The organism is Streptomyces sp. NPDC059524, from assembly GCF_042749255.1.
Classification (GTDB): Bacteria; Actinomycetota; Actinomycetes; order Streptomycetales; family Streptomycetaceae; genus Streptomyces; species Streptomyces xanthii.
The window spans coordinates 13,347-36,403 of sequence record NZ_JBHYTK010000014.1 but is presented as its reverse complement, the minus strand read 5'-3'; the positions used below and the strand labels follow the sequence as shown (position 1 = coordinate 36,403).

Here is a 23,057-nt window from a genome sequence, read left to right as displayed (position 1 = left end):
GCTACGTCACTGACTTTCCGTCACCCGGATCCGCTGCCATCGCGCGAACGCCCGCACACTCAGGTCCAGTTGAGGAGCCGCGCCCACCGGCGTGAGCCGGCGCGTACGGATGTGAATGACGTCCGCGGGGTCGCTTCGGACCCAGCTCGGATGGTGGTAGCCCGTCGGGAGCGGACGCACCACGCTGAGGCGGACGGTCAGATCCGTCCACCCCGGGCGCCGGTTCAACTCCAGGGACTGGATCTCGTCCCAGGGCATGACCAGGAGATTGTTCGGCGGGCCCAGTCCGATGCCGCGGCTGTTGAGGGTGAGGTTGTCCTTGGCGGCGCCGAGCAGCCCCAGGAGCCGTACGCCCAGGAGAAAGGCGGCGACCGCGCACACCACGACGAGCCATGCGGGCCATTGGGCCTGCGCGCCCACGACCGCTACGGCGACGAGTCCGGCCACCCCGGCCACGTTGCGCAGGACCTGCAGAAACCAGACGCTCCGGTCGACGAGGTACATCGCGAGCGCCGGTGACGGGTTCGGCGGCGCTGTCTCGGTCGGCCGCTGTGACGGGTCATCCGTCCTCGACGGCGGCGGGGCCGCGCGAGGAGGAGGCGGGGCCATGCGAGCAGGAGGTGGCCCGTCGTCCACCACGGTGGCGTCGTGCCCGGGTGCGGCGGCGGCCCCGGCATGCGCGGCGCACAGATCGAGCAGTTCGAGCGGGGTCGGGCGGCCGGAGGGGTCCTTGGTGAGGCAGGCGAGGACCAGGGGCCGCAGCGACGTCGGCACCGTGGAGACGTCGGGCTCCTCGTGCACCACCCGGAACATCAGCGCGGTCGGCTCACCGTGCCCGAACGCGCTGCCGCCGGACGCCGCCACGAGAACCGCGCCGAGGGCGAACACATCGCTCGCGCCCGTGACCGCACGCCCGAGAGCCTGCTCCGGCGAGTGGAAGCCCGCGGTGCCGACCACCACGCCGTCGGTCGTCAGCCGGGTCTCCTCGACGACCCGGGCGACCCCGAAGTCCAGGACGCGGGGCCCGTCGGAGGCCAGCACGATGTTGGAGGGCTTCAGGTCGCGGTGCACGAGGCCGTGCCGGTGGATGGCCGCGAGCGCCTCGGCCAGGACCGCGGTCAGCCGCCACAGCTCCCCCTCGGAAAGCCGCTCGCGCCGCGCGACCTCCGCCTGAAGTGTCGGCCCCTCGATGTACGCGCTGGCCATCCAGGGCCGCACGGCATCCGGATCGGCGTCGACCACCGCGGCGGTATGGAAACCGCCGACCTTGCGAGCCGCCTCGACCTCCTGCCGGAAGCGCTCCCGGAACCGGGGATCCGCGGCGTACTCGGGCCGGATGACCTTGATGGCCACCAGCCTCTCGGACCGCGAGCGCGCCAGATAGACGGAACCCATGCCGCCGCTGCCCAGCAGCCGCAGCACCACGTAGCCCCCGATCCGCTCCATAGCCACTCACCCCCGCCCCAACACCCGTACCCCACCGACCACTTGGGCTTCCCCCGAGCGTATCGAAGCCGGTACGGCCGCACAGCAAGAACGATCCGCTCACGCCCCTGCGGCGCCGGCCCCGCGGTCGATATCCGGCGGCGCCCGTCCCACGACCCTGACAGCATGGTCGCCCCCACGTAACGCCGACGGAGGTCGTCAGTGCAGGAGCTCGACTCGGCAGTCATCCTCATCACGGGCGCCATGGCGGCCGGCAAGTCCACCGTCGCCCAACTCCTCGCCGAACGCCTCCCGCGTTCCGTACACCTGCGCGGCGACACCTTCCGGCGCATGATCGTGTCCGGCCGCGAGGAGTTCCTGCCCCAGCCGAGCGCGGAGGCGACGGCCCAGCTCCGCCTGCGCCACGAGGCGACCGCCACGATCGCCGACCTGTACGCCCGCTCGGGCTGGACCGTCGTGGCCCAGGACATCGTCCTCGGCGACCACCTCACCGCGTTCCTCACCTCGGTGACCACCCGCCCCCTGTACCTCGTGGTCCTCTCCCCACCCCCCGAAACCCTCACGTCTCGCGAGGCGTCCCGCCCCAAGACCGGCTACGGCGGCCCCTGGACCCCGACCACCCTCGACGCCACCCTGCGCCGGGAGACACCGCGACTCGGCTTGTGGCTCGACACGTCGGAGCAGACGCCGGAGGAAACGGTGGACGCGATCCTCGCGGGCCTCACCACGGCCCGCATCACCGACTGAGAGAACCCAGGTCACCTCAGGTAATCGGCCATCCCAGGGTTCTCCGAGAGGGCCAGCTCGACCAGCTCCCCCACGTGCAGTTCGCCCGCGCCCAAGTCCCCCAGGCACCGCTCCAGAGCAGCCCCCACCCCCAGCACCCCGGGCGAGGTGGTCTCCTGCGCCCCGCCCTCCGCGAACTCGTTCCGCTCCAGCGTGAGCCTGCGACAGATCACCGCCGCGATGGCCAGATCCTGAGCTGAGCACTCCCGTGCCCCCCGGCTACGGGCGAGTTCCTGAGTGACGGTGAGGATCTCGCGGGCGCCGTCGGACATTCTGCGCACGCCGTTTCCCTTCTGATGGACCGGCAATGACCAGCCCATGCTGCCCGGCCCCCCGCCTGCGGTACGGGGTGACACACCCCCGGCCTTGACCTGCCCTGGTCACCTCCCGAGCACCACGCCACTTGGAGGACCCCCGACAGTAGGCTGCACCGACGCACGCCGACGGGATCGCGGACGGCCCGGCACCTCGAGCGGCAGACGCGGCCTCGGGCAGGAACACGTCCCAGGAAGAGGTGGACGATGCCGCACGACACAACAAGGGCCAGCGAACTGCTGACACCCCCAGAGGTCAAGCTGCTCGCTCGCGCGCTCACAGAGTGGGGCGGCCCGGCGCACTGCAGCGATCAGCTCGCCTACGGCATGGGATTCGCGGACAGGCAGAACCTGCTCGACGAGTGCCGACGCCTCCGGACCGCGCTGAAGTCAGACACCCCGCTCAGCCCGGCGGACTGGGCACGCACCCTCTTGGCCGCGGAGATCGTATTCGTCAGTGACCTGGTCGGCTCTGGCGTCGAGTGGCCGACGACCACGGGGTACGACGACGCGGAGACGCTTGCCACCCTGCGCTCGATCCAACGGAAACTGTCCCGAACGATCAGCCCCTACTACGGAAGCCGCCCGGGTTCATAGCCCGGCTGGGGAGCGCGGCTTCCGACGTGGGCGCAGACGACACCGCAGCATGCCGACCGGTCCAGATCGAGCCTGGATGCTCTCGGTCCGACCACGCCGTACGTGGTTCCGGTCCCGCACCGTTCCGTACGATCGACCCCGTCAGGAACAGCTCGGCAGGCATGAGGCCCCCAGCAGATGATCACGCCCTCCTCCCCCGGCGTATCCGCCCGTATGAAGCGCCAGGTCAGCAAGGACACCGGCGCCGAGCTGGCGGTGCGGCGCCTGCTGCACGCGGCCGGGCTCCGGTATCGCGTCGAGTACCCGGTGCCGGGGATGGCCCGGCGGCGGATCGACGTGGCGTTCACTCGAGCCAAGGTCGCCGTGCTGATCGACGGTTGCTTCTGGCACGGCTGCCCGCAGCACGCGACTCAGCCCAAGGCCAACGCCGAGTGGTGGCGCCAGAAGCTGGACAGGAACATGGCGCGGGACCGTGAGACGACCGAGCATCTGACGGCAGCGGGATGGACCGTGCTGCGGTTCTGGGAGCACGAGGCCCCGGAGGACGTGGTCGAGCGCGTGATGCGCGCCGTGCGCGAGCAGGGCCAGAGCTCAGGACCCGGAACTTGATCAACTGATCCACCCTGAATGCCGCACATGACCTGGGCATATCCAGCCAAACTCGCCCTCTGTCAGGAAGTAGTGCCTCCACTGTCTGCCGCGCTGTCGTGACCACCCGCTACGGTTTGCTTGGTTCGAGACAAACAGGTGCGGAACCGTGCGCAGATCCGTGTCTGCGTTGCCGACCCGGCCCCGCCCCCTGGTTGTTCTCCGTGGTGACAGGGGGAAGAGAGGCACCGTGTCCGACGAGATCGACGACATGTACGACACCTTCAGCGAGATGCTCGACAAGTGGCCGCCGGCCGAGACGGTGAAGCGGCTGGAGCAGTTCGGCATCGACGCCGAGAAGATCGAGCTGATCCGGGAACGGCACGAGCAGAAGCTCGCCCGGATCCGGGAGCTGGAGGAGCCGCAGACCGTCGTGCGCGGCAATCGCGACACCTGGTACACCGGCCCGCGCCCCGGGGACCGGTGTTGGCCGGCGCTGGAGCGCTCGCTGCAGGACCGTGGCTGGAGCGACGCGTCGATCAAGTCGCTGGACGAGTCGTCGTCCCGGGTCGTGTCTCTCCTGGACCACCCCCGCGAGCCCGCCTTCTCCACGCGGGGCCTCGCGCTCGGCTACGTGCAGTCGGGCAAGACGACCAACTTCACTGCGGTGATGGCCAAGGCGGCTGACCGTGGCTACAAGCTCTTCATCGTCCTCTCCGGGATCCACAACGGGCTGCGCCGGCAGACGCAGGCCCGACTCGTCTCCGAACTCGTCGAGCCGAACCCGGATCGTTGGAGCCAGCTGACGAACCTCGACCACGACTTCGTGCCGCCCGCGAACGCCGCGTCCTTCTTCGGCAACAGCAACAAGACGCGCGTCCTGTGCGTGGTGAAGAAGAACGCGACGGTACTGCGCAAGCTCGCGAAGTGGCTGGAGGGGGCCGAGAGCTATCTCGAGGGCTGCCCCGCGCTGATCATCGACGACGAGGCCGACCAGGCGACCGTCGCCACCAAGTCGATCAATCCCCTGATCCGGCGCATCATGGCCGGGCTTCCGCGCAGCGCCTACATCGGTTACACGGCGTCGCCGTTCGCCAACCTGCTGATCGACCCCAGCGCCGACGACCTCTACCCCCAGGACTTCATCGTCAACCTGCCCAAGCCGGTGGGTCACTTCGGCACCGAGGTGCTGTTCGGCCGCTACGCGCTGGACGGCGAGGACCCCTCGGACATCGACGACGGCCACGACATGATCCGTACGGTCCCCTGGACGGACATCGAGCACGTCCGCCCGAGCACCCGCGCCGAGGTGGACGGGTTCACGCCGGAGATCACTGAGACCCTGCGTCGCGCGGTGCTCTACTTCTGGCTCGTCGTGGCAGCGCGGCGGGTGCGTGGCACCGGGAACCCGCACAACACGATGCTCATCCACACCAGCGTCAACACCTCGGTCCACAACAGCTTCCGCGCGCCGCTCGAGGAGCTGAGGGCCGAAGTGCGTGACGCGATCGACGACCCGAGCCTCCTCGAAGAGCTGCGCGTCCTGTGGGAGAAGGAGACCGGCCGGGTCCTCGCGGAGGAGTTCGGCGAGACGGCAGTCCCCTTCGACGCCCTCCTGACCGAACTGCCCGGCGTGCTGGGCAGCTGCCGGGTCATCATGGACAACTCCAGCAGCCAGGACCGTCTCGACTACGAGAACGGCCCCTTGGTCGCCATCGCGGTAGGCGGCAACACGCTGTCGCGTGGTCTGACCCTGGAGGGTCTCTCGGTCAGCTACTTCGTGCGCGCGGTGTCCGCCTACGACACCCTGCTGCAGATGGGACGCTGGTTCGGCTTCCGCAACGGCTACGCCGACCTTCCTCGTATCTGGATGACCGACGAACTCTCCGAATGGTTCCGTCATCTGGCGACCGTCGAGACGGAGATGCGCCGGGACATCGACGTCTATCTGCACAACCCGAACGAGAACCCGCTGACCTTCGCCGTACGTCTGCGCACCCATCCCTCGCTCCAGGTGACCGCCGCGGCGAAGATGAAGAGCGCCGTGAAGGCCGTGTCCTCGTACGGCGGCGCGCGCGTGCAGACACACTGTTTCCGTACCGACGCCCCGTGGCTGGGGCAGAACCTGGCGGCCGCCCGGGAGCTGATCTCCCAGATCACGGCCAACAACGCGGTGGCCAAGGAGGACCGTTCCTCCGACGGCAGCATCATCTTCCGTGACGTCCCCTACGACGTCGTCCTGAACTTCCTGGGCGAGTACCAGTTCCACGAGGGATCGGGCGAGAAGAGCACCAAGCTCGCCCGCGAGAACAACGCCAAACTGATCACCGAGTACATCCAGAAGCGTGTCCGCGGTGCCGGCGCACTGCGCCGCTGGAACGTGGCCGTCATCGGCAGGCCGCCGAAGGGCCCCGACAGCGATCTCGAGTTCGCACCGGGCGTCACGGTCGGTCGCGTCACCCGTGCGAAGCTCGCCACGGGGTCCCAGGGCTTCGCGGACATCAAGACGCTGATGAGTCGCAAGGACGCGGGCATCGACCTCGAGGGCGAGATCAGCTCCATGACGGAGCACCAACTCCGGGACGCACGACGCGTACAGCTCCCCACCACGGGCTTGCTGACTCTGTATCCCATCGACCGCTACTCCGAGCCCGTCCCCGCCAAGAAGCAGCGTCAGCCGCTCGACGCGGAGGAACACGTCATCGGCGTGGGCCTCGTCTTCCCGGAACCCGACGGCCCGGACTCCGCCGTCGAGCCGGAGTACGTCTCGGCCGACCTCTCCGGCGTCCAGCTGGAGGACTTCGAGGAGGAGGAGATGCTGCGCCTCATCGAGGGTGAGGACGCATGAGCACCGACTCGTGGCGAGACCTGCTCGACGAGCGCTGGGCCGAGCTGGAGGCCGAGCCGGTGACGGCCGAACGTCGACTCCGGGTCACCGACCTCTCGATCGGTACGGACGACGGCGCGCTGATGGCGGCGGTCGACTACGAGGGGCACCGCCATCTCCTGGTCCCCATGAAATCCCGTCAGCAACTGCGCCGGGGCCCCGACGGCCCCGTCCTCAAGCTGCGCAAGCGGCCCCTTGAGGACGAGACCAGCTACCGCACCTACGCGGACCTCAGCTGCCTGGAGCGGAACCTCAACGACCTCTTCGCCACCCTCTGTTCGGATGTCCTGGACACCGCCGAGCAGCTTCCCGCCAACCCGGTCAAGGCGCTCTACCGGGCCATGGATCGATGGAAGTCGCTGTTCCGCGTCCAGGGGGCACCACTGAGCGGTGAGCGGATCACAGGGCTGTTCGGCGAACTGCTCGTGCTGGTCGCGATGCTCGAACGTGACCCCAGTGCGCACCGCCTGTGGCTCGGCCCCTCGGGTCACCGCCACGACTTCGCCTCTCCTCACGGCGCCGTCGAGGTCAAGAGCTCCACGTACACCGAAGGCCGCCGCGCCCGGATACACGGCCTCGACCAGCTGGAAGCACCGGAAGGGGGCCCGCTCCACCTGGTGTGGTTCCGACTCGAGGCGTCCGCTTCAGGCACGTCGCTGCCCGAGCTGGTCGACCGGGCGCTGGAACTGTGCGACGACGAGACGTCCCTGCGCGGGTTGCTGAGCCACGTCGGCTATCAGCCCGCGGATGTCGAGCGATACGCCGAGGCGCGCTTCGTGGCGACGGAGCAGCGTTGGTATCCCGTGGACAAGGACTTCCCCCGGCTCACCGGACGTGAGCTCGAGCAGGCGGGCGTGCCGGTGACCGTCGAGGACGTCGCGTACACCGTGGACCTCACCGGGCCGTCCCTCGCACCACTCTCCGAGGAAGCCGTCACCGAGGTCCTCGATGCCCTTCTGCGGGAGCCCGCGTGAGCGCCCCGGCCTGGCACTCGCAGCCCTATCCTCCGGAGGGTGCCAGCGCGGCGGAGGGCATTCGCAATCAGCTCGGTCGACCGGAGCTGGACCTGTTGACCATCCTGGTCCGCGAGTCCACGCAGAACAGTTGGGACGCGCGCCCGCCCGGCTCGTCCGACCCGGTCGACTACCGGATCGACCTGTCCACGGTGGGGCCCGCGCACGGCCCGGTGTGGCGTGAGCTGCTGCTCAACAAGGCGCCGCTGAAGAGCGAGCACCTGCCCCTGCGAGCTTCGCTCTCGCGCAGCACCATCCCCCTGCTGATCGTGTCCGACCGAGGCACGACAGGACTGGGCGGGCCGACGCGCGCCGACCGTACGACGGACGAGGCGTCCCGGGACTTCGTGTCGTTCGTCCGCAATATCGGTGAACCCCGCGACACCCCGTTCGGCGGTGGCACCTACGGGTTCGGCAAGGGCATCTTCTACCTGCTCTCCCGCTGCGGCACCGTGCTGATCCACACCCGGTGTCGCAACCCGCGCGGCGAGCTGGAGACCCGGCTCATCGGGTGTGCCATGTGGGAGAGCTACTACGGGGACACACCCGAGAACCCCCTGCGCTACACGGGCCGGCACTGGTGGGGCGACACCTCCGGCGATGTCATCGAACCGCTGATCGGCGATGAGGCCGATGCCGTGGCGCACCAACTGGGGCTGCGTCCGTTCGGCCCCGAGGAGACCGGCACCTCGGTCGTCGTGGTCGATCCCAAGCTGGAGCGCGACGAACAGCGGCTGGAGGTCCCTCAGGCCGCGGAGTACCTGGCCGAGACGATCAGCTGGCACCTGTGGCCGAAGATGCTGGAGAAGGACGGGGCCGCTCCTCCCATGCGGTTCGAGGTCAGGAGAGACGGTCAGACCGTCCCTGTTCCGGATCCGCGCACGCACCAGCCGCTCAAGCTCTTCGTCGCCGCGTACGAGCAGATGCGCGGCGAGAAGGGGCGAGAGCTCTTGTGCGGCAAGCCTCGGAAGCTGCTCGGCCGCTTCGGCGTCGTGAAGCGGATCATGCCTGCGCTCCGGTCGTCCTCCGCGTCGAGCATGGTCGGGATCACTGATCTGGTCCACCACGTCTGCCTCATGCGCCCGGCCGAGTTGGTGGTGACGTACCACCCGGGCCCGAAGCCGCCCAGCGAGAACCAGGGATATGCCGGCGTGTTCCGCGGCGATCACGGCATGGACGAGGTGTACGCCAAGGCCGAGCCGCCCACGCATGACGCCTGGCACCCGCACTCGCTCGAGGCCCCGGACAGCACTTACGTCAGGACCACGTTCCGCCGTATCCAGGAAGAGATCAGCAACCTGCTGTCCCTGAGCGGCGGGGCCAAGTCCGGCGGGGCTCAGGTACCGCTCGGTGCGGCCAGCAGTCGCTTCTCCGGGCTGGTCGGCGGGGCCTGGGGCATCGGTGGCGCGACATCGTTCACCAGGCCCGGCTCGGGACTCACCTCCCGCAAGCGGGGGAACGACGAGGAGGAGGGCCCTGAGACCGAAGTACCCGTGCGCGGGTCTCGAGGAACAGCGCGGGACGGGGCCGATCGGCACTCGGAAGGCGGCGCAGACGGACCGGCCGTTTCGGAACCTTCCGCGGTGCGACGCATCAGGCCTCGCGTCCAGTACGTGGGTGACCCGTACTTCGACGACCTGGGCGAACGGTCCGTGCTCGTGCAGGCGTTCCGGCTGCCCGTCGACGCTGTTCAGCGGGTGTCAGCCGATCTGGCCGTCACGCTTCCGGGCACGGGCGGGCGGGAGACCGACCCACCGGCGGGAGCACGCGTGCCCGTGCTGCTCGGTTGGCAGGATCCCGAGGGCGCGCTGCACACGTCCCCCGAGTGCGACATCAGCGGTGGTGACGCGGTGTGGCGGGCTCTCGTGGAGCCGGCTCCGGACACCATGACCGAGATCGCGATCAAGGTGCGGGCGGTGACGGACTGATGCCCCGCCAAGCACTTCCCTACCGTGTCCCGCCCCGGGACGTCGTCACTGCCGAGGCGTGGTCCCTGGTCACACCGGACGGCGAGGTGCCGCTGCCGCGGGCCATCGACGACTGGGACTACCAGATGGACCTTCACCTGCGCAGGCGCGTGACCGTCGATCTGACGCGCGCCCGTGCCGATTCGGGGCTCCCGGAGGACACCGATCTCCTGTTGTCCGTCGTATGGACGGCCACGGGGTCGAACCTGCGGGGGCCAGGTCGGCTCATCCGCTTGAACGGAGTCGAGGAGAGCACGGTCGATCTCGACTTCCGGCTCCGGGGCGCCGACCTCGGTGGTGTCCTTCTCCTGGACACGGCTCTCGTTCTGGCGGAACGGCGCGACGACGCCCGACCCGCGGCACCGAGACGCGCCGGCTCCGTTCTCTGGGACGACGGTGTCGAACTGCGCCTCCAGGGCGATGCCCCGCAGTTCCCCATGGCTGTCATCGACTTCGCGCACACCACGTTCCCGAACGGTGCCGCCTGGCACATCCAGATCAGCGGTGAGTTGGACAGCGCCGCGATGGGCTCCCTGCTTCTGCTCGTGAACGAGAAGAACACGACCACGTCCGAGGCGTTCCAGAACGCGGCCCGTCCGCGACCGGTCGACCGCGTCGTGCTTTCGGCGGTGTACGCGGATGTCGCGCGCACCATGATCGAGTACGCCCTGTCGCAGGACGAATTCACGGACGACGCCGACCACCCCGAGGAGTCCTTGGGGGCGACGCTGCTGTCCCTGTTCCACCGGCTGTTTCCGGAGCAGTCGATCAACGACGTGCGGCTGCGCCGGCAACATGACCCGAGCCACTTCGCCTCCGAACTCCAGGCCGCCGTGAAGATCTTCGAGGAGCCGCAGTGAGCCTGCTCTACCCTCGCCTGCTCGCGGGCCAGGCCAAGCCTCTGTTCGACGAGTACCGCGACCTGTCGATCATCGACGTGGCTCGACGTGTGGATGTGTCGCATCCGTCAGCCGTCTACGTCGCGACGGGCGGCGACCGGATCGGTACCGAGCAGCTGTGGACGCTGCGGGAGTCCGTCGTGGATCTGGCCCGGCAAGCGGGGTTCCCCGAGGAATCGGACCGCACCCGTAACGCCGATTTCGATCTTCGGCTCGCCGAGCTGTTGCACTCCCAGATGAATCTCGTGCCCGCAGAGGCGGCGTCGCGCGATCTCTGGGCGTTCCTCGGGCTGGTGCTGCTCCCGGATGTCGCCTTCTGGCGCTATCCCCACCCTCCGCGCGATCGTGTGCTGGGCACCGACCTGACGCGCCACGTGTTCGGGCGTCTGTGGTGGCGCGCGCAGTTGGTGTACTCGCCCGGTGATCCCAGCCCGTACGAGGCACTCGGCATCCTGGGTGAGGCGGCGTTCGACCAGATCTACGCCCGCCGAGCGGCGCTCGGTGGAAGCCCGCACCTGGTCAAGGCGATCCTGCGCGTGTGGAACGAGCTGGACCTGAAGGGGCTCAACCAGCGCGAGACGCTCCAGGACTTCCTCAAGAGACTGCTGCGTCTGGCACCCTTCGTGCTGTTCGACGGGATCGAGGAGGAGACGCTCGACGCCGAACTCCGGGCCGTCGCAAGAGAGTCGGTCGCCGCGCTGCTGCACGTCAAACACGGTGAGTCCCCGGAGAGCGCCTCCGTGGTGGAGGAGCACCTCGCCACCGTGTTCGCGCAGTCCTCCCAGGACAGTGCGCGGGGCCCGGCTCCGGATGAGACGCCCGTCGAAAGGGCGTGGCCCACGGTCGAGGCCGTCGCCGTGCCCGCCGCGGCGACAGCCTCGACCCACGTCACCGCAGGCCTCCCCGAACCCTCCAGGGTCCTGTCCTCGTTCGAGGTCTGTTCCGGATCGGGTGCCCAGGCCCTCGGGTTGGAACAGGCGGGGTTCCGTCCGGTGCTGCTCGTGGACAGGAAGGCTCACGCCTGCTGGACGATCGAGATCAACCGACCGGAATGGAAGGTCGTCTGCGGCGATCTTCTCCACTTCGACCCCGCGGATCACCCCGAGGTCCAGGGCGTCGACCTGTTCAGCGCGGGCCTGCCTCGGATCAAGTCCGCCGCCACCACGAAGCGCCACGACGACGAGGAGGAGCGCGCCGTGCTGCGGCAGGCCGTGGCGCTCGTTCCGCAGATCCGCCCCAGGGCCGTACTGCTGGAGAACCTCTCGGAACTCGTCGAGGGGGACGACTTCAAGAACGAGCGCATGTGGATGGAGGCCGAACTTCGCGACGCGGGATATCGCGTGTTCTGGAAGGTGCTGGACGCCGCGGACTTCGGTGTTCCCCAACATCGAAAGTCCGGGTTCCTCGCGGCCCTGCGGGAGCCGTACGCCGATCGGTTCGCCTGGCCGTCCCGGAACGTTCTGCGCGTCCCCACCGTCGGTGAGACGCTCGGCCCGTCCATGGCCTCCGGGGGCTGGCCCGGTGCGGATCAGTGGATACGCGGCGCCTGGCGGCCGGCACCCGCGCTCGTCGGCGGTTCGGATCGGCGAGGCGGAGCGGACCTGGGGCCCACGGGTTCCAAGAAGGCCTGGCAGCAGCTGGGCGTGAACGGGAACAGTCTGGCCGACCACCTTCCGGACGCGGACACCCCGCTCACCGAGCAGCCGAAGCTCACGATCGCCCAGACGGCGATGCTGCAGTCGATCCCCTCGACCTGGCAGATCGCCGGCGGGAAGACGGCCGCCTACCGTCAGATCGGCAACGCGCTCCCGCCCCCGCTGGCCCGAGCGGTGGGAGAGGCGATCGCCACCGCACTCGCCGGCTAGGATTCGCCCTATGAACGCAGCACCCCCATCCACCTCCCCGTTCAAGATCATTGATCTCTTCGCGGGGCCCGGTGGGCTCGACCAGGCCGCACGGCAGCTCAAGGTGCCGTCGATGGGTATCGAGTGGGACAAGGACGCCTGCGCCACCCGCGCCGCGAACGGGCTGCCGACCGAAGCCGGCGACGTCCGCGACTACGGGCCGACCACCGTGGGCGAGGATTTCAACGTCCTCGCCGGTGGACCCCCGTGCCAGACGTTCACGGTCGCGGGCAGGGGTTCCGGCCGACGGGCGCTCGACCATGTCCTCACCTTCGCCGACCGGCTGCGCAACCGTGACCCGCTGGCGAAGGTCAGGGAGGACCTCGCGGCGCTCAAGGACGAGGAGACCGACAAGCACGACGAGCGCACCGGCCTGGTCCTCGAACCGCTGCGCTGGGCGCTCGAGGCCATCGACGCCGGACGCCCGTTCCAGGTGATCGTCCTGGAGCAGGTGCCCGCCGTTCTGCCTGTGTGGCAGCGGTACGCGCAGATCCTGCGGGCGGAGGGGTACGCCGTGGCCGAGCCTCAGGTGCTGCACACCGAGGAGTACGGCGTGCCTCAGACTCGACGCCGCGCGATCCTCATCGCCCGGTGGACCGGGGAGGGGCGCCTGCTGCAGGGTGCGCCGTGCATGCCCGAACCGACGCACGGGCGGTACCACAAGCGCACGTCACGCCAGGACCACGGCCTTGGGCTGCAGCCGTGGGTGAGCATGAGGGACGTTCTCACCGACCGTGACGAGCCCTTCACCGTGGTCTCCAATTACGGAACCGGCGGTGATCCCAAGGCTCGCGGGCAGCGCGGATCTCACGAGCCTTCGGCCACGGTGACGGGCAAGATCTCGCGCAACCGCATCGTCGGACCTGACGGCCGTGACCGCCCGCGCCTGACGGAGTCCGAAGCGGGTCAGCTCCAGACCTTTCCCGCGGTACCGGACTGGCTGTGGGCCGGCGCCGCTGTTGCCCAGCAGATCGGAAACGCCGTTCCACCTCGCCTCGGCATGCACGTCCTGGCCTCGGCGCTGGGCTTCGAACGTGAGCGGCTGAACAAGTCGCTGAAGGAGCACTACGCGTACTGATGCCTCGCGCCAGGCGTGGAGGCAGGCCGGCGAACACCCGCCTCATTCCAGGCGAACCAGGTAGCCGGGTTCGACACCGTCGATGGTTGTGATCGCTGTACCGGAGGTCACCCACAGGCTGGTGGGCTCATCGCCCGCCGGAATCTCGAATACACCGTACGCAGGACCATGGCTGCCGGGGTTGAGTCCGAACGTCGCCCCGGGCCGCCCCTGGGAGTTGGCGTACTGCGCGTAGTCCAAGGCGTATTCGGCCTCTTGCTGTGTCTCCGTGTACTGAGTGTCACGGACATTCAGCCCAACGGTTCCGCCGGCGTCCCAGCTCTGCCGGCTCTTGCCCACGTTCTCCACGTTCATGAGTACGACGCAGAATTGCTTTCCACTCTCCGGCACCGGTGATTCGGTGGCACTGGCCCCCACCGAATCAGCGGCATAGGCAAGCACCTTCGGGTCCAATGAGTCATCGCAGGTCACTCCGTCGACCGTGATGCGGAACTCAGCTGGTTGCGAGCCGTCGGAGAAAGTGACGGTGACCTTGAACGGCTCGCCCTCTCGCGTGATCCCGAGAATCTCGGCCCCCGGAGGCGCTCCTACGTCGGCCCCCTCGCTCGAGGCCGCCGACGCAGGACTGGCGGAGGCACCCGAATCGGCGTCCGATCCATTGGAGCAGCCGGCCAGCGCCAAGGCGCCGAGGGCGGCACCGGCGGCGATCAACGTGCGTGGACGAGTACCCATGGGATGGCCTCTTGACGGTTCGGGCCCACCTCGATTCTGTCTCGCTCCGGTGCCTCCCGCGAGTGCGAGCCGCGGGCTCGAAGCCGGTGGCCGACAACGCGCAGGGATTTCACAGGACGCGTCACACCCATCACTCTGCGTGCGATACGGTCACCGAACAGCAAACGGCCCCCGCGACGGCTGCAACCGCCAGCGAGGGCCTGAACCACAAGTGGACGGAACCTCCACCGTGATCTACCGGCACAGTATCGCGCCCACGCGCGCCTTCACCCAGCTCTCCAACGAGCTCATCCGGCACCCCCGGCTCTCCTCCGACGCCGTGCGGCTGCTGACGTGGCAGCTGTCGCTTCCCGAGGGGGCCCGGGAGAATCTCTCCCGGACCGCCGAGCGCGCCAACATCAACAACAGCGCCTTCACCCGGGCCAAGAAACTGCTCAAGGAAGAGGGCTTCGTTCATGAGCGCCGGATGCAGGGGCCCGGCGGGCGGTGGATCACCCAACAGCTGGTGTCCAGTACGCCGTTGAGCGCCGAGCAGGCCGCCAAGTTCATGGCGCGGGAGGCGTCGCCGCAGGTCGTACCGAGTCGGCCTCAGCCGACGGTCGGCCGGCCGACCACCCCGCCGACCGGCGGTCATCCCAACGGCGGCCACAACACCGGGGAGAAGACCCCCAACCTTCCGGGCCCGACCGGGGCGGCCGTGACGGCGTCAACCGGCCGCGCCCGCACCCTCGTTGAGGCGTACCGAGTTCTCGACCCCGCGCTCAGTCGCATCCCCCGCGCCATGTACGCCGAGCTGGCCGCCCTCACCGAGCGGTGGCTCGCCGCCGGGCACACGCCGGGGGACGTGCGGGCCCACATCCTGCGCGGCCTGCCTGCCGACGGGACGCCCGTACGGCATCCCGGCGGGCTGCTGCGGTATCTGCTCTCCGATGTGCCGCCGGTCGAGGCCGCGGCGAAGGGGCCGGAAGACACCCAGGGCACGCACGGCATCGATCGGCCCCGGGTCTCCGCGCGCCTCGCCGGCCTGCGTGAATGCGAGGGGCCCGGCCATATCCAGGCCCACCTCTTCCGGCCGGTCGCCGACGAGGCGTGGTGTGCCGCCTGTCGCACGTCGCCGTCATCGGCGGAGGTGGACGCGGAGGCGGAGTGAGCCTGGGCTAGCCGATCGCCTCCGACGCCGCCCTCGCGTAGCCCGCCACATTGTGCGGGCAGCGCCATACCGATTCCGGGTCCGTGGCCGTGCCGGTCGCCTCCGCCAGGTCGTCCCACGTGTAGTCGTCGGACAGGTCGATCAGGAGCGTCAGGAGTGGTTCGAAGGCCTCCAGGTGGGTGTCCAGGCCGTCGTCGCACGGGTGCGCCTCGTGGGCGGCGCACGGGGAGTCCGTGACGGCTAGGGCGGCGAGGGTGGTCGTGACCTGGCGGGTCAGTTCGGGGTCCGGGTCGCCGGACGCCACGTAGCCGTGCGTCCAGACGAGGCCGAAGGCGTAGAACGCCGAGGTCGCCGGGTCGTACGGCTGGGTGGAGCGGGCTCGGGCGAGCCCGTTCAGGGTGTCGCGGAGGATCTCGTCGGGGTCGCCCGGGAAGTAGCCCTGGTAGACCGATTCCCAGTCCCCGATCAGTTCGGCCGCGTTGTCGATGATCATGGTGAGTAGGGACGTTCGGGGGCCCGGCGCAGTTCCCGGCGGCTGTCGCGGTTCCGGTCAGGGGCGCGTCGTGGGCGTTTCTCCGCACATCGGCTCGGGCACATCTTACGAGCCGTCAAGTAACGGGCAGAGAGCGGTAGTTCAGAGACCCAGCCGTGCGGATCACGGGCCGCTCATCGCGAAATCTCAGGGGGAACACATGGATGGTTCGGCGTCCGGAGTCGTGATCGTCGTCGTAGCGCTCTTCTACTTCATCCCTACGCTCGTGGCGTTCGGCCGGGGTGTCCGCAACGCCGGTTCCGTCCTCGTCATCAACCTCTTCCTGGGGTGGACGCTCGTCGGCTGGGTCGTCGCACTCGCCATGGCGGCCCGGTCCACCGACGGGGTGCCCCGCGGATAGCGTCACGTCGCCGGTTCTACAGGCAGCCACAGCTCGCAGGTCGCCGTCGTGAAGTCCGGGGAGCGGTCCAGGGTCGCCACGATCGACGGGCCGGGGCGCAGGCGCCACGGGTTGGAGGGGAACCAGTCCGTCGCCGTCGCCGCCCACATCGTCTGGAGGGCCTCGGGGAAGGGGCCGCTGCTGCGGAAGACCGCCCAGGAGCCCGGCGGGAGTTCGATGGTGTCCAGGTCCTCGGGGACCGGGGTCTCGGTGGTGACGGCCACGCCGTGGAGGTAGGTGAGTTCGGTTCCCTCCGGGGCGTCCTGCGCGGCCAGGTCGTCGGTGACCTGGAGCAGGCCCGCCGGGTCGGTGTCGCTCAGGGACTTGAGGCGGGTGTGGGCCTGCGGGGGCAGGGAGGCGATGTGCCGCTGGATGTGCGGGTTGACGCCCTCGTAGATCAGCGGCACGCGGGCGGCGTGGCCGATCAGGCGGAAGGCGGGGCGGTCGGCGATACGGGTGTCCATGGGGGTGCTTCCTTCGACGGTCAGGCGGAACCTGAGCTGGGGCTGGGTGCGCAGGGGGCCTCCGGTGCGGCGTACGTCGCCGGGGGCGGCGCCGTGCACGGCGCGGAAGGCGCGGCCGAACGCCTCGGTCGAGCCGTAGCCGTGGCGGACGGCGATGTCGAGCAGGTCGCCGCCGCCCCGGACGACGTCCGCCGCGGCCACGGTCATGCGGCGTCGGCGCACGTACTCGGAGAGCGGCATTCCGGCCAGGGACGAGAACATCCGGCGCAGGTGGTACTCGGTCGTGCCGTGGGACGACGCGAACGCGTCGACGTCCAGGTCGTCGCCCAGGTGCTGTTCCACCAGGTCGACCAGTTGGTTCAGTGCCGCGATCACGGGGCCTCCTTTGCGTGGTTTCCACCCTGGCAGGGGGGCCGCGGGGAGTGCCCGATCGCCGTGGACCGATCCGGTCGGACATCCCGGGCGGCGAGGCGTGCCGCCCCGCTACCGTGCCGGGCATGGCGAACTTCGTACTGGTGGCAGGGGCGCGGCTCGGGGCGTGGGCGTGGGACGACGTGGTGCCGTGGCTGGAGGCGGCAGGCGGGCACGGGGTGTATCCGCTGACCTTGTCGGGTCTCGCCGAGCGGGCCGACGGTGCGGCGCCCGTGGGGCGGCAGGGGCATGTGCGGGATGTCGTGGACTTCGTGGAGCGGGCCGGATTGCGGGACGTCGTGCTCGTGGGGCACAGCTACGCCGGGGTGCCGGTGGGGCAGGCGGCCGGGCTGCTCGGCGAGCGGCTGCGGCGGGTGGTGTTCGTGGACGCCGGCGTGCCGGTGGACGGGGAGCCGTTCGTCGCGCAGTGGCCGGACGGCGGGGCCGGTGTGCGGGCCTCGCTCGCGGAGAACGGGGGCTGGTGGCCGTGCGCGCCCGCCGCGCACTTCGAGGGGCACGGGCTGAGCCCGGAGCAGATCGCGCGGATCGTCGCGGGCTCGACCCCGCACCCCGGTACGACGCTGACGGAGCCGGCGGTACTGGCCCGGCCGCTCGACGAACTTCCCGCTACGTACGTCCTGTGCGAGCTGGGCGGAGACGAACACGAACTCGACGGCCCCGTCGCCGAGTTGGTGAAGGGTGAGCGGTGGCGGCTGGCAAAGCTGGACACCGGGCACTGGCCGATGTTCTCGCGGCCCCGGGAGCTCGCGGACGTGCTCCTGGAGGCGGCGGCCGTCTCACCGGCCGGGCGGGAATGACCCCGGCGCGCGGTGCGCGGCGGGCTGGTCCGGGTGGAGGCCGAGGCGGCGCAGGGCGGCGGCGCTGACACGGATGTCGTACCAGCCGCGCGCGTGTCCGTCGGGGTCCCGGGCGCAGGCCAGGTCGACGCCGACCTCGGCCGTCAGGTCGAACGGCATCCAGTCGACGCCCCGGGCGCGCAGCCAGGCGCGGAGAGCGGCCAGGGGGCCCGGGCCACCCGGCAGGTTCTCGTACGCGATGACGGAGACCCGGTCGTCGGGGCGGCGGGGCGGCGAGCCTTCCGGGCCGCGTCTCACAGTTTCCGGGTGCGCAGCACCGCCGTACGCATCGGGAGCGTGAAGTCGCCCGAGGCCGTCTCGGGGCGGGTGGCGAGGTAGTCGCGGATACGGGTCAGGGTGGCCGTGCGTTCCTGTGCGGGCATGACCAGGAGGCCGGCCCGGGTCGCCAGGGTCGCGACCAGGGAGTCGGCGCTGCGGCGCTGGCCGTGCGGGAAGGTGTCCTGCTCCGGTGAGCCGAAGCGGGCGGCGGCGTCCGCGTCCGGGCGGGGCAGGTGCATGCCGGTCGTCTCGGCGCGCCAGGCGGCCGGGGTGTCGCGCGGGCCGATGACCGCGCCGCCCGCGATCCGGGCGAGGCCGGCGACCCAGTCGACCTCGTCGTCCAGGACGTTCCACAGCCCGGCGAGGACTCCGCCGGGGGCGAGGACGCGGGCGATCTCGGGGCCCGCGACGGCCATGTCGAACCAGTGCAGGGCGTTGCCGGCCAGCACGGCGTCGACCGAGCCGTCCGGGAGCGGGATCGACTCGGCGCTGCCCTCCAGGGCGCGGACGGCGGGCAGGGCGCGGCGCAGTTCGGCCAGCATCGCGGGGTCTGGTTCGACGGCGGTGACCTCGGCGCCCTGCGCGACCAGACCGGCGGTCAGCTTGCCCGTACCGGCCCCGAGGTCCAGGACGCGGGCGCCCGGGGCGAGTTGGCGCGCCCAGGTCAGGGCGGCCTGTGCGTAGTCGGGGCGGTGGGCGGCGTAGGCGGGGGCGGCCGCGCCGAACGAGGAGGCGTGCAGGCGGCTTTCGCCCTGGCTGCTGTCGGTCATGCGGTGACGCTACCGATCCGGCACCGGGGCCGGGCGCCGGATCGGTCAAGTCGCCGTCGCCTGCGGCTGGTTGGCGTAGAGAGCGCGGGGCTTTCGGAAACCCGGCGGCTCAGAGGTCCAGTTCGCCGACCGCGTCGCCGCCGCTCGTCTCGCCCGTGGGGCGGAACCCGAGGCGGACGTAGAACTCCTCGGGGCCGGTCGGTCCCGGGTGCCAGGTGGTGGTGAGGCGGCTGCCGCCGCGCCGGCGGATCTCGGCGGCGACCGCGTCGACCGCGAACCGGCCGTAGCCGCGGCCCTGTTCGGCGGCCGCGATGTTCAGGCGCCACAGGCCGGAGCGGATGTCGTCGCCGGAGCCGTCGCCCTTCCAGTCGATGTCGAAGAAGGCCATGAGGAAGCCGACGGGGCGGTCGCCGTCGACGATGAGGCGGGGCCAGGCGACGCCGGGGTGGACGTACGCCTCGGCGAGCGACTTCACGACGGGGGCCACGCGGTGCTCCTGGTCCGGGTGGACGCGGACGGCGAGGGCGGCGTCGAGGTTGGCGGGCGTGAGCTCTTCGAGGCGGGGCACGGGCAGAGCCTAGCTCCCGCGATTCGCGCGTGACGCAGGTCACATTCCAGGGCGGTCACATCCCCGGCGGGCGCTCCGTCATCCAGACGTAAGCGACCGGGAAAGCCCCCAGCGGCGACCGGGAAAGCCCACCGAGCAGCAGGAGATCGCCATGGAAGCTCGTCTCAACGTCTTCGGCAACGCCGTCGCCTCCAAGTTCATCCGTCACATCAACGCGGCGGGCAAGGCCCTCGAGGCGGTGGAGCTGCCGAAGTTCACGGCGGACCTCGTCCTGGTCCGCGTCAGCCAGATCAACGGGTGCGGGTTCTGCCTCGACATGCACACCAAGGACGCCGCCGCCGCGGGCGAGAGCGCGCAGCGGCTGCACATGGTCGGCGCCTGGCGCGAGGCGAAGGTGTTCACCGACGCCGAGCGGGCCGCGCTGGAGCTGGCCGAGGCGGGGACGCGGATCGCCGACGCGGCGGGCGGGGTCTCCGACGAGGTGTGGGAGAACGCCGCCAAGCACTACGACGAGGACCAGCTCGCGGCGCTCGTCTCGCTGATCGCCCTGATCAACACGTACAACCGGCTGAACGTCATCACGCAGCAGCCGGCGGGCGACTACCAGCCGGGCATGTTCGGCTGAGCCACGGGGGCCCGTGCCCGCGCGGAAGCAGGGGCGGTCCGGTCAGGGCGTTCCCGGCAGAGGGCCGAGCCGGGCGCCCAGGACCGGGGCGAGGGCGCGGGCGTAGGCGTCCGCGAGGTGGCCGTCGTCCCGGTAGACGAGGGTGTCGGCGACCAGGACCGGGCAGACGCGGGGCGCGCACACCCAGGGGCGCGGGTCGACGAGCGTGGCACCGGTGGCACGGGCGGCGGCACGGACCGCCGCCGCCTTGCGCGGGTCCTTCGCCGCCCGGGCGGGGGCCGACGAGCAGCGGTCCAGTTCCAGCGGGTGGGTGCTCGCGCAGTCGACCGCGTCGGACGCGGGCCAGGGCGTGTCCTGGAGGGCGACGACGCGGGCGCCGGTCGCCCGCAGTTTCCGGTAGGTGCGGGTGTAGCCGGCCGTCCACTGGGCGACGGGGCCCGCCGCGGCCGGGCGCACCGGGTCGCCCGACTCGGACGACGAGGCGATCACGAGGCGGGGGCGCAGCCCGGCGATCCGGTCCAGGGCGCGGGCCCGCCAGGTGTCGCACGCGGTGTACGGGCCGCCGCCGTTGACGATCGTGACGTCGGCGGTCTTGCAGGACGCCTTCGTGAGGGACACGAGCCGCCAGTGCCGTTCGCGCGCGAGCCGTTCGAGCGCCGGGAACCACTGGGCGGCGTGCGAGTCGCCGAAGAGGACGACGGTCGTGGCCGAGGCCGGGTCCCCGTACGCGCAGGGGCCGGGCACGGCGGTGACGCCGGGGTTCACGTGGCAGCCGTCGCGGTAGACGGCCGAGCGCCCGTCCTTGACGCGGGTGAGGGCGGGCCTGAGGTTCGCGGGGACGTCGTCGTTCGGCGCGGCGAGGAGGTCTGCGAGGGCGGCCGCCGGGTCGGGGGCCGCGTCGAGGCGGGCGGCGAGGCGCGGGGCCGGGCGGCCGGAGTCGATCGCGGGCGGCACGAGAGCGGCGAGCAGTGCGACGGCCGCCGTGCCGGCGGTCAGGGACGCGCCGAGCGTGAGCGCGCGGCCCGGCCGGCCGCGGAAGGCGGCGGCGAACCGGACCGGGTTCTCGACGAGCCGCAGCGTCAGCACCGCGAGCCCGAGCCCCAGCGCGCACACCGCGAGCCGCGCGGGCACCCCCGCGTCGGGCCGGCCGAGCGCCACGGGCACGATCACGAGCAGCGGCCAGTGCCACAGGTACCAGCCGTACGAGACTCCGCCGATGCCCGTCAACAGCCTTCGGCGAAGCAGCAGTTCGGCGCCGAAGCGGTTCGGCGCGCTGCCGCCCGCGAGGACCAGGACCGTGCCGGTGACCGGGACGAGGGCCGCGTATCCGGGGAACGGGGTCGCGTCGTCGAACACGAGCGCCGAGCCGACGATCGCGGCCAGGCCCGCCCAGGAGAGGACCCCGGCGAGGGGCGCCGGCAGACGGCGTGCGGGACGGGTGGCGCGCGTGGGGGCGAGGGTGAGGGCGAGCAGCGCGCCCGCCGCGAGCTCCCAGGCGCGCGTGTGCGTGCCGAAGTACGCCCAGGAGGGCGCGGCGCCGGTCGTGGCGACGCTCAGGGCGAGGGAGGCGGCGAGCACGGCGACGCCGGCGAGGGCGGCACCCGCGCGAAGGCCCCGGGCAGGTGCGGTACCGGCGAGGGCCGTACCCGGGCGAGGGCCCCGGGCGGGCGTCCGCCCGGAGCGCGCGGTGGTCCGGGCGAGGGCGTACACGGCCGTGAGCACCAGCGGCCACACCACGTAGAACTGCTCCTCCACCGCCAGCGACCAGAAGTGCTGGAACGGCGACGGCGGGGCCGTGGCCCGCAGATAGTCCGTGCCGGACGCGGCGAGCCGCAGGTTCACGGCGTACAGGCCGCTCGCGACGGCGTCACCCACGTACTCCGTGAACCGCGCCTTGGAGAGGAAGAGATACGCCCCGGCCAGCGCGGCGACACCGACGAGCGTCGAGGCGGGCAGCAGGCGCAGGGCGCGGCGGGCGTAGAAGCGGCGGATCGACACGCGGCCGTCCCGGTCGAGTTCGCGCACGAGCAGCGAGGTGATCAGGAAGCCGGATATGACGAAGAAGACGTCGACGCCGACGTATCCGCCGCTCAACTGCCGTACGCCGGCGTGCGCGAGGACGACGAGCCCGACGGCCACGGCGCGCAGCCCCTGGATGTCGGCCCGGTGGCCGGGCGGTTCGCTCGCCGCCCCCGGCGGGGCGGACGGTCGGCGCGGTCCGGTCTGTGGCAGCGGGGGCGCTTGGGTCACGGCGGGTTCGTCTTCCTGAGGGGCCACGAGGTGCACGGGCCCCTGGGGAGGACAGGGGCGCACTCAGGGGACGGCCGCCCGGTTCGAACAGTTGCGCCTACCGGGAGGAGTTCGCCGGGTCTCCGACGGCGGGTGAACCGGGGCTCATACGGAGTTGGCCCCGGGTTCACGCGCGGCGGACGAAGTCACGCACAGCGGGCGGTCAGGCTCCGGCGCGCCGGTCCACCAGGACGTACGACGCGGCGGCGACGGCCCCGGCGACACCGAACACCGCGGGCCAGGCGCCGACCTTCTTGGCCAGCGGGTGCGAACCGGCGAACGCGGCGACGTACGCGCCCGTCAGCGCGCCCGCGACCTTCCCGCCCCGCGCCTTCGTCCACTGCGTCGCGGCGGCGGCCCCGGCGACGGCGAGCACGGCGCCGCCCAGCGGACGCTTCTTCGTGAAGCGGGCGGTCGCGTAGCCGCCGATCAGTCCGGCGGCGGCGATCGGCGCGGTGGGAAGGGAACGGGCCATGACTGGAGCCTCCTGGTCATACCGGG

23 protein-coding genes are annotated in these 23,057 nt (G+C 71.1%); 13 read left to right on the top strand and 10 right to left on the bottom strand.

All coding sequences use genetic code 11. The features are described from left to right. Positions 1-6: 6 nt before the first annotated feature. On the bottom strand, positions 7-1,446 hold the full coding sequence (locus ACFW9D_RS06580; protein ID WP_384618625.1) for a serine/threonine-protein kinase: 1,440 nt from the start codon (positions 1,444-1,446) through the stop codon (positions 7-9). A gap of 201 nt (positions 1,447-1,647) precedes the next feature. Here ACFW9D_RS06580 and ACFW9D_RS06575 point away from each other — a divergent pair, with 201 nt between their 5' ends. Continuing rightward, the gene (locus ACFW9D_RS06575) at positions 1,648-2,193 is read left to right on the top strand and encodes an AAA family ATPase (RefSeq protein WP_384618622.1); all 546 of its coding nucleotides are present in this window, start codon (positions 1,648-1,650) and stop codon (positions 2,191-2,193) included. An 11-nt stretch (positions 2,194-2,204) separates the two neighbouring features. Here the strand turns inward: ACFW9D_RS06575 and ACFW9D_RS06570 are convergent, their stop codons facing one another. Further along, positions 2,205-2,513, bottom strand: coding sequence for a hypothetical protein (locus ACFW9D_RS06570; RefSeq protein ID WP_188338685.1), 309 nt, complete (start codon positions 2,511-2,513; stop codon positions 2,205-2,207). Positions 2,514-2,753: 240 nt separating this feature from the next. Between ACFW9D_RS06570 and ACFW9D_RS06565 the strand changes: the two genes are divergently transcribed. The 8 genes from ACFW9D_RS06565 (at position 2,754) to ACFW9D_RS06530 (ending at position 13,479) form a co-directional block, all read left to right on the top strand. Continuing rightward, complete coding sequence (locus tag ACFW9D_RS06565) at positions 2,754-3,143, top strand: hypothetical protein (RefSeq protein WP_384618620.1); 390 nt, start codon at positions 2,754-2,756, stop codon at positions 3,141-3,143. Between the two features lie 213 nt (positions 3,144-3,356). Next, positions 3,357-3,752: a very short patch repair endonuclease gene (locus ACFW9D_RS06560; protein WP_384618710.1), complete on the top strand. Its 396-nt coding sequence runs from the start codon at positions 3,357-3,359 to the stop codon at positions 3,750-3,752. A gap of 229 nt (positions 3,753-3,981) precedes the next feature. Further along, positions 3,982-6,579, top strand: coding sequence for a Z1 domain-containing protein (locus ACFW9D_RS06555; protein ID WP_384618617.1), 2,598 nt, complete (start codon positions 3,982-3,984; stop codon positions 6,577-6,579). Further along, on the top strand, positions 6,576-7,592 hold the full coding sequence (locus ACFW9D_RS06550; protein ID WP_384618614.1) for a PD-(D/E)XK motif protein: 1,017 nt from the start codon (positions 6,576-6,578) through the stop codon (positions 7,590-7,592). Before ACFW9D_RS06555 ends, ACFW9D_RS06550 begins: the two co-directional genes overlap by 4 nt. Then, a complete protein-coding gene (locus ACFW9D_RS06545; protein ID WP_384618612.1) occupies positions 7,589-9,559 on the top strand; it encodes a hypothetical protein in 1,971 nt (656 codons plus the stop codon). Before ACFW9D_RS06550 ends, ACFW9D_RS06545 begins: the two co-directional genes overlap by 4 nt. Further along, on the top strand, positions 9,559-10,458 hold the full coding sequence (locus ACFW9D_RS06540) for a hypothetical protein (RefSeq protein ID WP_384618609.1): 900 nt from the start codon (positions 9,559-9,561) through the stop codon (positions 10,456-10,458). Before ACFW9D_RS06545 ends, ACFW9D_RS06540 begins: the two co-directional genes overlap by 1 nt. Further along, positions 10,455-12,362, top strand: a complete 1,908-nt coding sequence (locus tag ACFW9D_RS06535) for a DUF6339 family protein (protein ID WP_384618607.1) — start codon at positions 10,455-10,457, stop codon at positions 12,360-12,362. Before ACFW9D_RS06540 ends, ACFW9D_RS06535 begins: the two co-directional genes overlap by 4 nt. A 10-nt stretch (positions 12,363-12,372) precedes the next feature. Continuing rightward, positions 12,373-13,479, top strand: coding sequence for a DNA cytosine methyltransferase (locus tag ACFW9D_RS06530; protein ID WP_384618604.1), 1,107 nt, complete (start codon positions 12,373-12,375; stop codon positions 13,477-13,479). Between the two features lie 42 nt (positions 13,480-13,521). On the opposite strand, the gene ACFW9D_RS06525 is transcribed toward ACFW9D_RS06530, so the two are convergent. Beyond that, positions 13,522-14,211, bottom strand: coding sequence for a DUF4352 domain-containing protein (locus ACFW9D_RS06525; protein WP_384618602.1), 690 nt, complete (start codon positions 14,209-14,211; stop codon positions 13,522-13,524). 211 nt (positions 14,212-14,422) lie between these two features. Between ACFW9D_RS06525 and ACFW9D_RS06520 the strand changes: the two genes are divergently transcribed. Then, the gene (locus tag ACFW9D_RS06520; protein ID WP_384618600.1) at positions 14,423-15,361 is read left to right on the top strand and encodes a hypothetical protein; all 939 of its coding nucleotides are present in this window, start codon (positions 14,423-14,425) and stop codon (positions 15,359-15,361) included. 7 nt (positions 15,362-15,368) lie between these two features. Here the strand turns inward: ACFW9D_RS06520 and ACFW9D_RS06515 are convergent, their stop codons facing one another. Then, positions 15,369-15,854 (bottom strand): hypothetical protein, encoded by a 486-nt coding sequence (locus tag ACFW9D_RS06515; protein ID WP_384618597.1) that lies wholly within the window; start codon positions 15,852-15,854, stop codon positions 15,369-15,371. A 199-nt stretch (positions 15,855-16,053) separates the two neighbouring features. Between ACFW9D_RS06515 and ACFW9D_RS06510 the strand changes: the two genes are divergently transcribed. Next, positions 16,054-16,254, top strand: a complete 201-nt coding sequence (locus ACFW9D_RS06510; protein WP_188338676.1) for a superinfection immunity protein — start codon at positions 16,054-16,056, stop codon at positions 16,252-16,254. Between the two features lie 2 nt (positions 16,255-16,256). Here ACFW9D_RS06510 and ACFW9D_RS06505 read toward each other — a convergent pair whose 3' ends face one another. Then, positions 16,257-17,132, bottom strand: coding sequence for a GyrI-like domain-containing protein (locus ACFW9D_RS06505; protein WP_384618595.1), 876 nt, complete (start codon positions 17,130-17,132; stop codon positions 16,257-16,259). Positions 17,133-17,254: 122 nt separating this feature from the next. On the opposite strand from ACFW9D_RS06505, the gene ACFW9D_RS06500 reads away from it, so the two are divergent. Further along, a complete protein-coding gene (locus ACFW9D_RS06500; RefSeq protein ID WP_384618592.1) occupies positions 17,255-17,986 on the top strand; it encodes an alpha/beta fold hydrolase in 732 nt (243 codons plus the stop codon). On the opposite strand, the gene ACFW9D_RS06495 is transcribed toward ACFW9D_RS06500, so the two are convergent. From ACFW9D_RS06495 to ACFW9D_RS06485, 3 genes are all read right to left on the bottom strand, one after another. Continuing rightward, positions 17,966-18,283 (bottom strand): hypothetical protein, encoded by a 318-nt coding sequence (locus tag ACFW9D_RS06495; RefSeq protein ID WP_384618589.1) that lies wholly within the window; start codon positions 18,281-18,283, stop codon positions 17,966-17,968. The genes ACFW9D_RS06500 and ACFW9D_RS06495 overlap by 21 nt on opposite strands. Beyond that, positions 18,280-19,074 (bottom strand): class I SAM-dependent methyltransferase, encoded by a 795-nt coding sequence (locus tag ACFW9D_RS06490; RefSeq protein ID WP_384618587.1) that lies wholly within the window; start codon positions 19,072-19,074, stop codon positions 18,280-18,282. Before ACFW9D_RS06490 ends, ACFW9D_RS06495 begins: the two co-directional genes overlap by 4 nt. A 109-nt stretch (positions 19,075-19,183) precedes the next feature. Then, positions 19,184-19,642: a GNAT family N-acetyltransferase gene (locus tag ACFW9D_RS06485; protein WP_384618585.1), complete on the bottom strand. Its 459-nt coding sequence runs from the start codon at positions 19,640-19,642 to the stop codon at positions 19,184-19,186. A gap of 151 nt (positions 19,643-19,793) precedes the next feature. On the opposite strand from ACFW9D_RS06485, the gene ACFW9D_RS06480 reads away from it, so the two are divergent. After that, complete coding sequence (locus ACFW9D_RS06480) at positions 19,794-20,267, top strand: carboxymuconolactone decarboxylase family protein (RefSeq protein WP_188338671.1); 474 nt, start codon at positions 19,794-19,796, stop codon at positions 20,265-20,267. Between the two features lie 42 nt (positions 20,268-20,309). Here the strand turns inward: ACFW9D_RS06480 and ACFW9D_RS06475 are convergent, their stop codons facing one another. Both ACFW9D_RS06475 and ACFW9D_RS06470 read right to left on the bottom strand, forming a co-directional pair. Next, positions 20,310-22,517 carry an acyltransferase family protein gene (locus ACFW9D_RS06475; RefSeq protein ID WP_384618581.1) on the bottom strand — a complete coding sequence of 736 codons (2,208 nt, stop codon included), beginning with the start codon at positions 22,515-22,517 and terminating at the stop codon, positions 20,310-20,312. Positions 22,518-22,719: 202 nt separating this feature from the next. After that, the gene (locus tag ACFW9D_RS06470) at positions 22,720-23,031 is read right to left on the bottom strand and encodes a hypothetical protein (RefSeq protein ID WP_188338670.1); all 312 of its coding nucleotides are present in this window, start codon (positions 23,029-23,031) and stop codon (positions 22,720-22,722) included. Positions 23,032-23,057: the final 26 nt, after the last annotated feature.

Excerpts from the sequence above, each read along its gene's own strand:
- ACFW9D_RS06490 (WP_384618587.1), bottom strand. The coding sequence starts at position 19,074 with ATGACCGACAGCAGCCAGGGCGAAAGCCGCCTGCACGCCTCCTCGTTC.
- ACFW9D_RS06530 (WP_384618604.1), top strand. The coding sequence starts at position 12,373 with ATGAACGCAGCACCCCCATCCACCTCCCCGTTCAAGATCATTGATCTC.
- ACFW9D_RS06580 (WP_384618625.1), bottom strand. The coding sequence starts at position 1,446 with ATGGAGCGGATCGGGGGCTACGTGGTGCTGCGGCTGCTGGGCAGCGGC.
- ACFW9D_RS06515 (WP_384618597.1), bottom strand. The coding sequence starts at position 15,854 with ATGATCATCGACAACGCGGCCGAACTGATCGGGGACTGGGAATCGGTC.
- ACFW9D_RS06470 (WP_188338670.1), bottom strand. The coding sequence starts at position 23,031 with ATGGCCCGTTCCCTTCCCACCGCGCCGATCGCCGCCGCCGGACTGATC.
- ACFW9D_RS06525 (WP_384618602.1), bottom strand. The coding sequence starts at position 14,211 with ATGGGTACTCGTCCACGCACGTTGATCGCCGCCGGTGCCGCCCTCGGC.
- ACFW9D_RS06565 (WP_384618620.1), top strand. The coding sequence starts at position 2,754 with ATGCCGCACGACACAACAAGGGCCAGCGAACTGCTGACACCCCCAGAG.
- ACFW9D_RS06500 (WP_384618592.1), top strand. The coding sequence starts at position 17,255 with ATGGCGAACTTCGTACTGGTGGCAGGGGCGCGGCTCGGGGCGTGGGCG.
- ACFW9D_RS06550 (WP_384618614.1), top strand. The coding sequence starts at position 6,576 with ATGAGCACCGACTCGTGGCGAGACCTGCTCGACGAGCGCTGGGCCGAG.
- ACFW9D_RS06510 (WP_188338676.1), top strand. The coding sequence starts at position 16,054 with ATGGATGGTTCGGCGTCCGGAGTCGTGATCGTCGTCGTAGCGCTCTTC.
- ACFW9D_RS06560 (WP_384618710.1), top strand. The coding sequence starts at position 3,357 with ATGAAGCGCCAGGTCAGCAAGGACACCGGCGCCGAGCTGGCGGTGCGG.
- ACFW9D_RS06480 (WP_188338671.1), top strand. The coding sequence starts at position 19,794 with ATGGAAGCTCGTCTCAACGTCTTCGGCAACGCCGTCGCCTCCAAGTTC.
- ACFW9D_RS06540 (WP_384618609.1), top strand. The coding sequence starts at position 9,559 with ATGCCCCGCCAAGCACTTCCCTACCGTGTCCCGCCCCGGGACGTCGTC.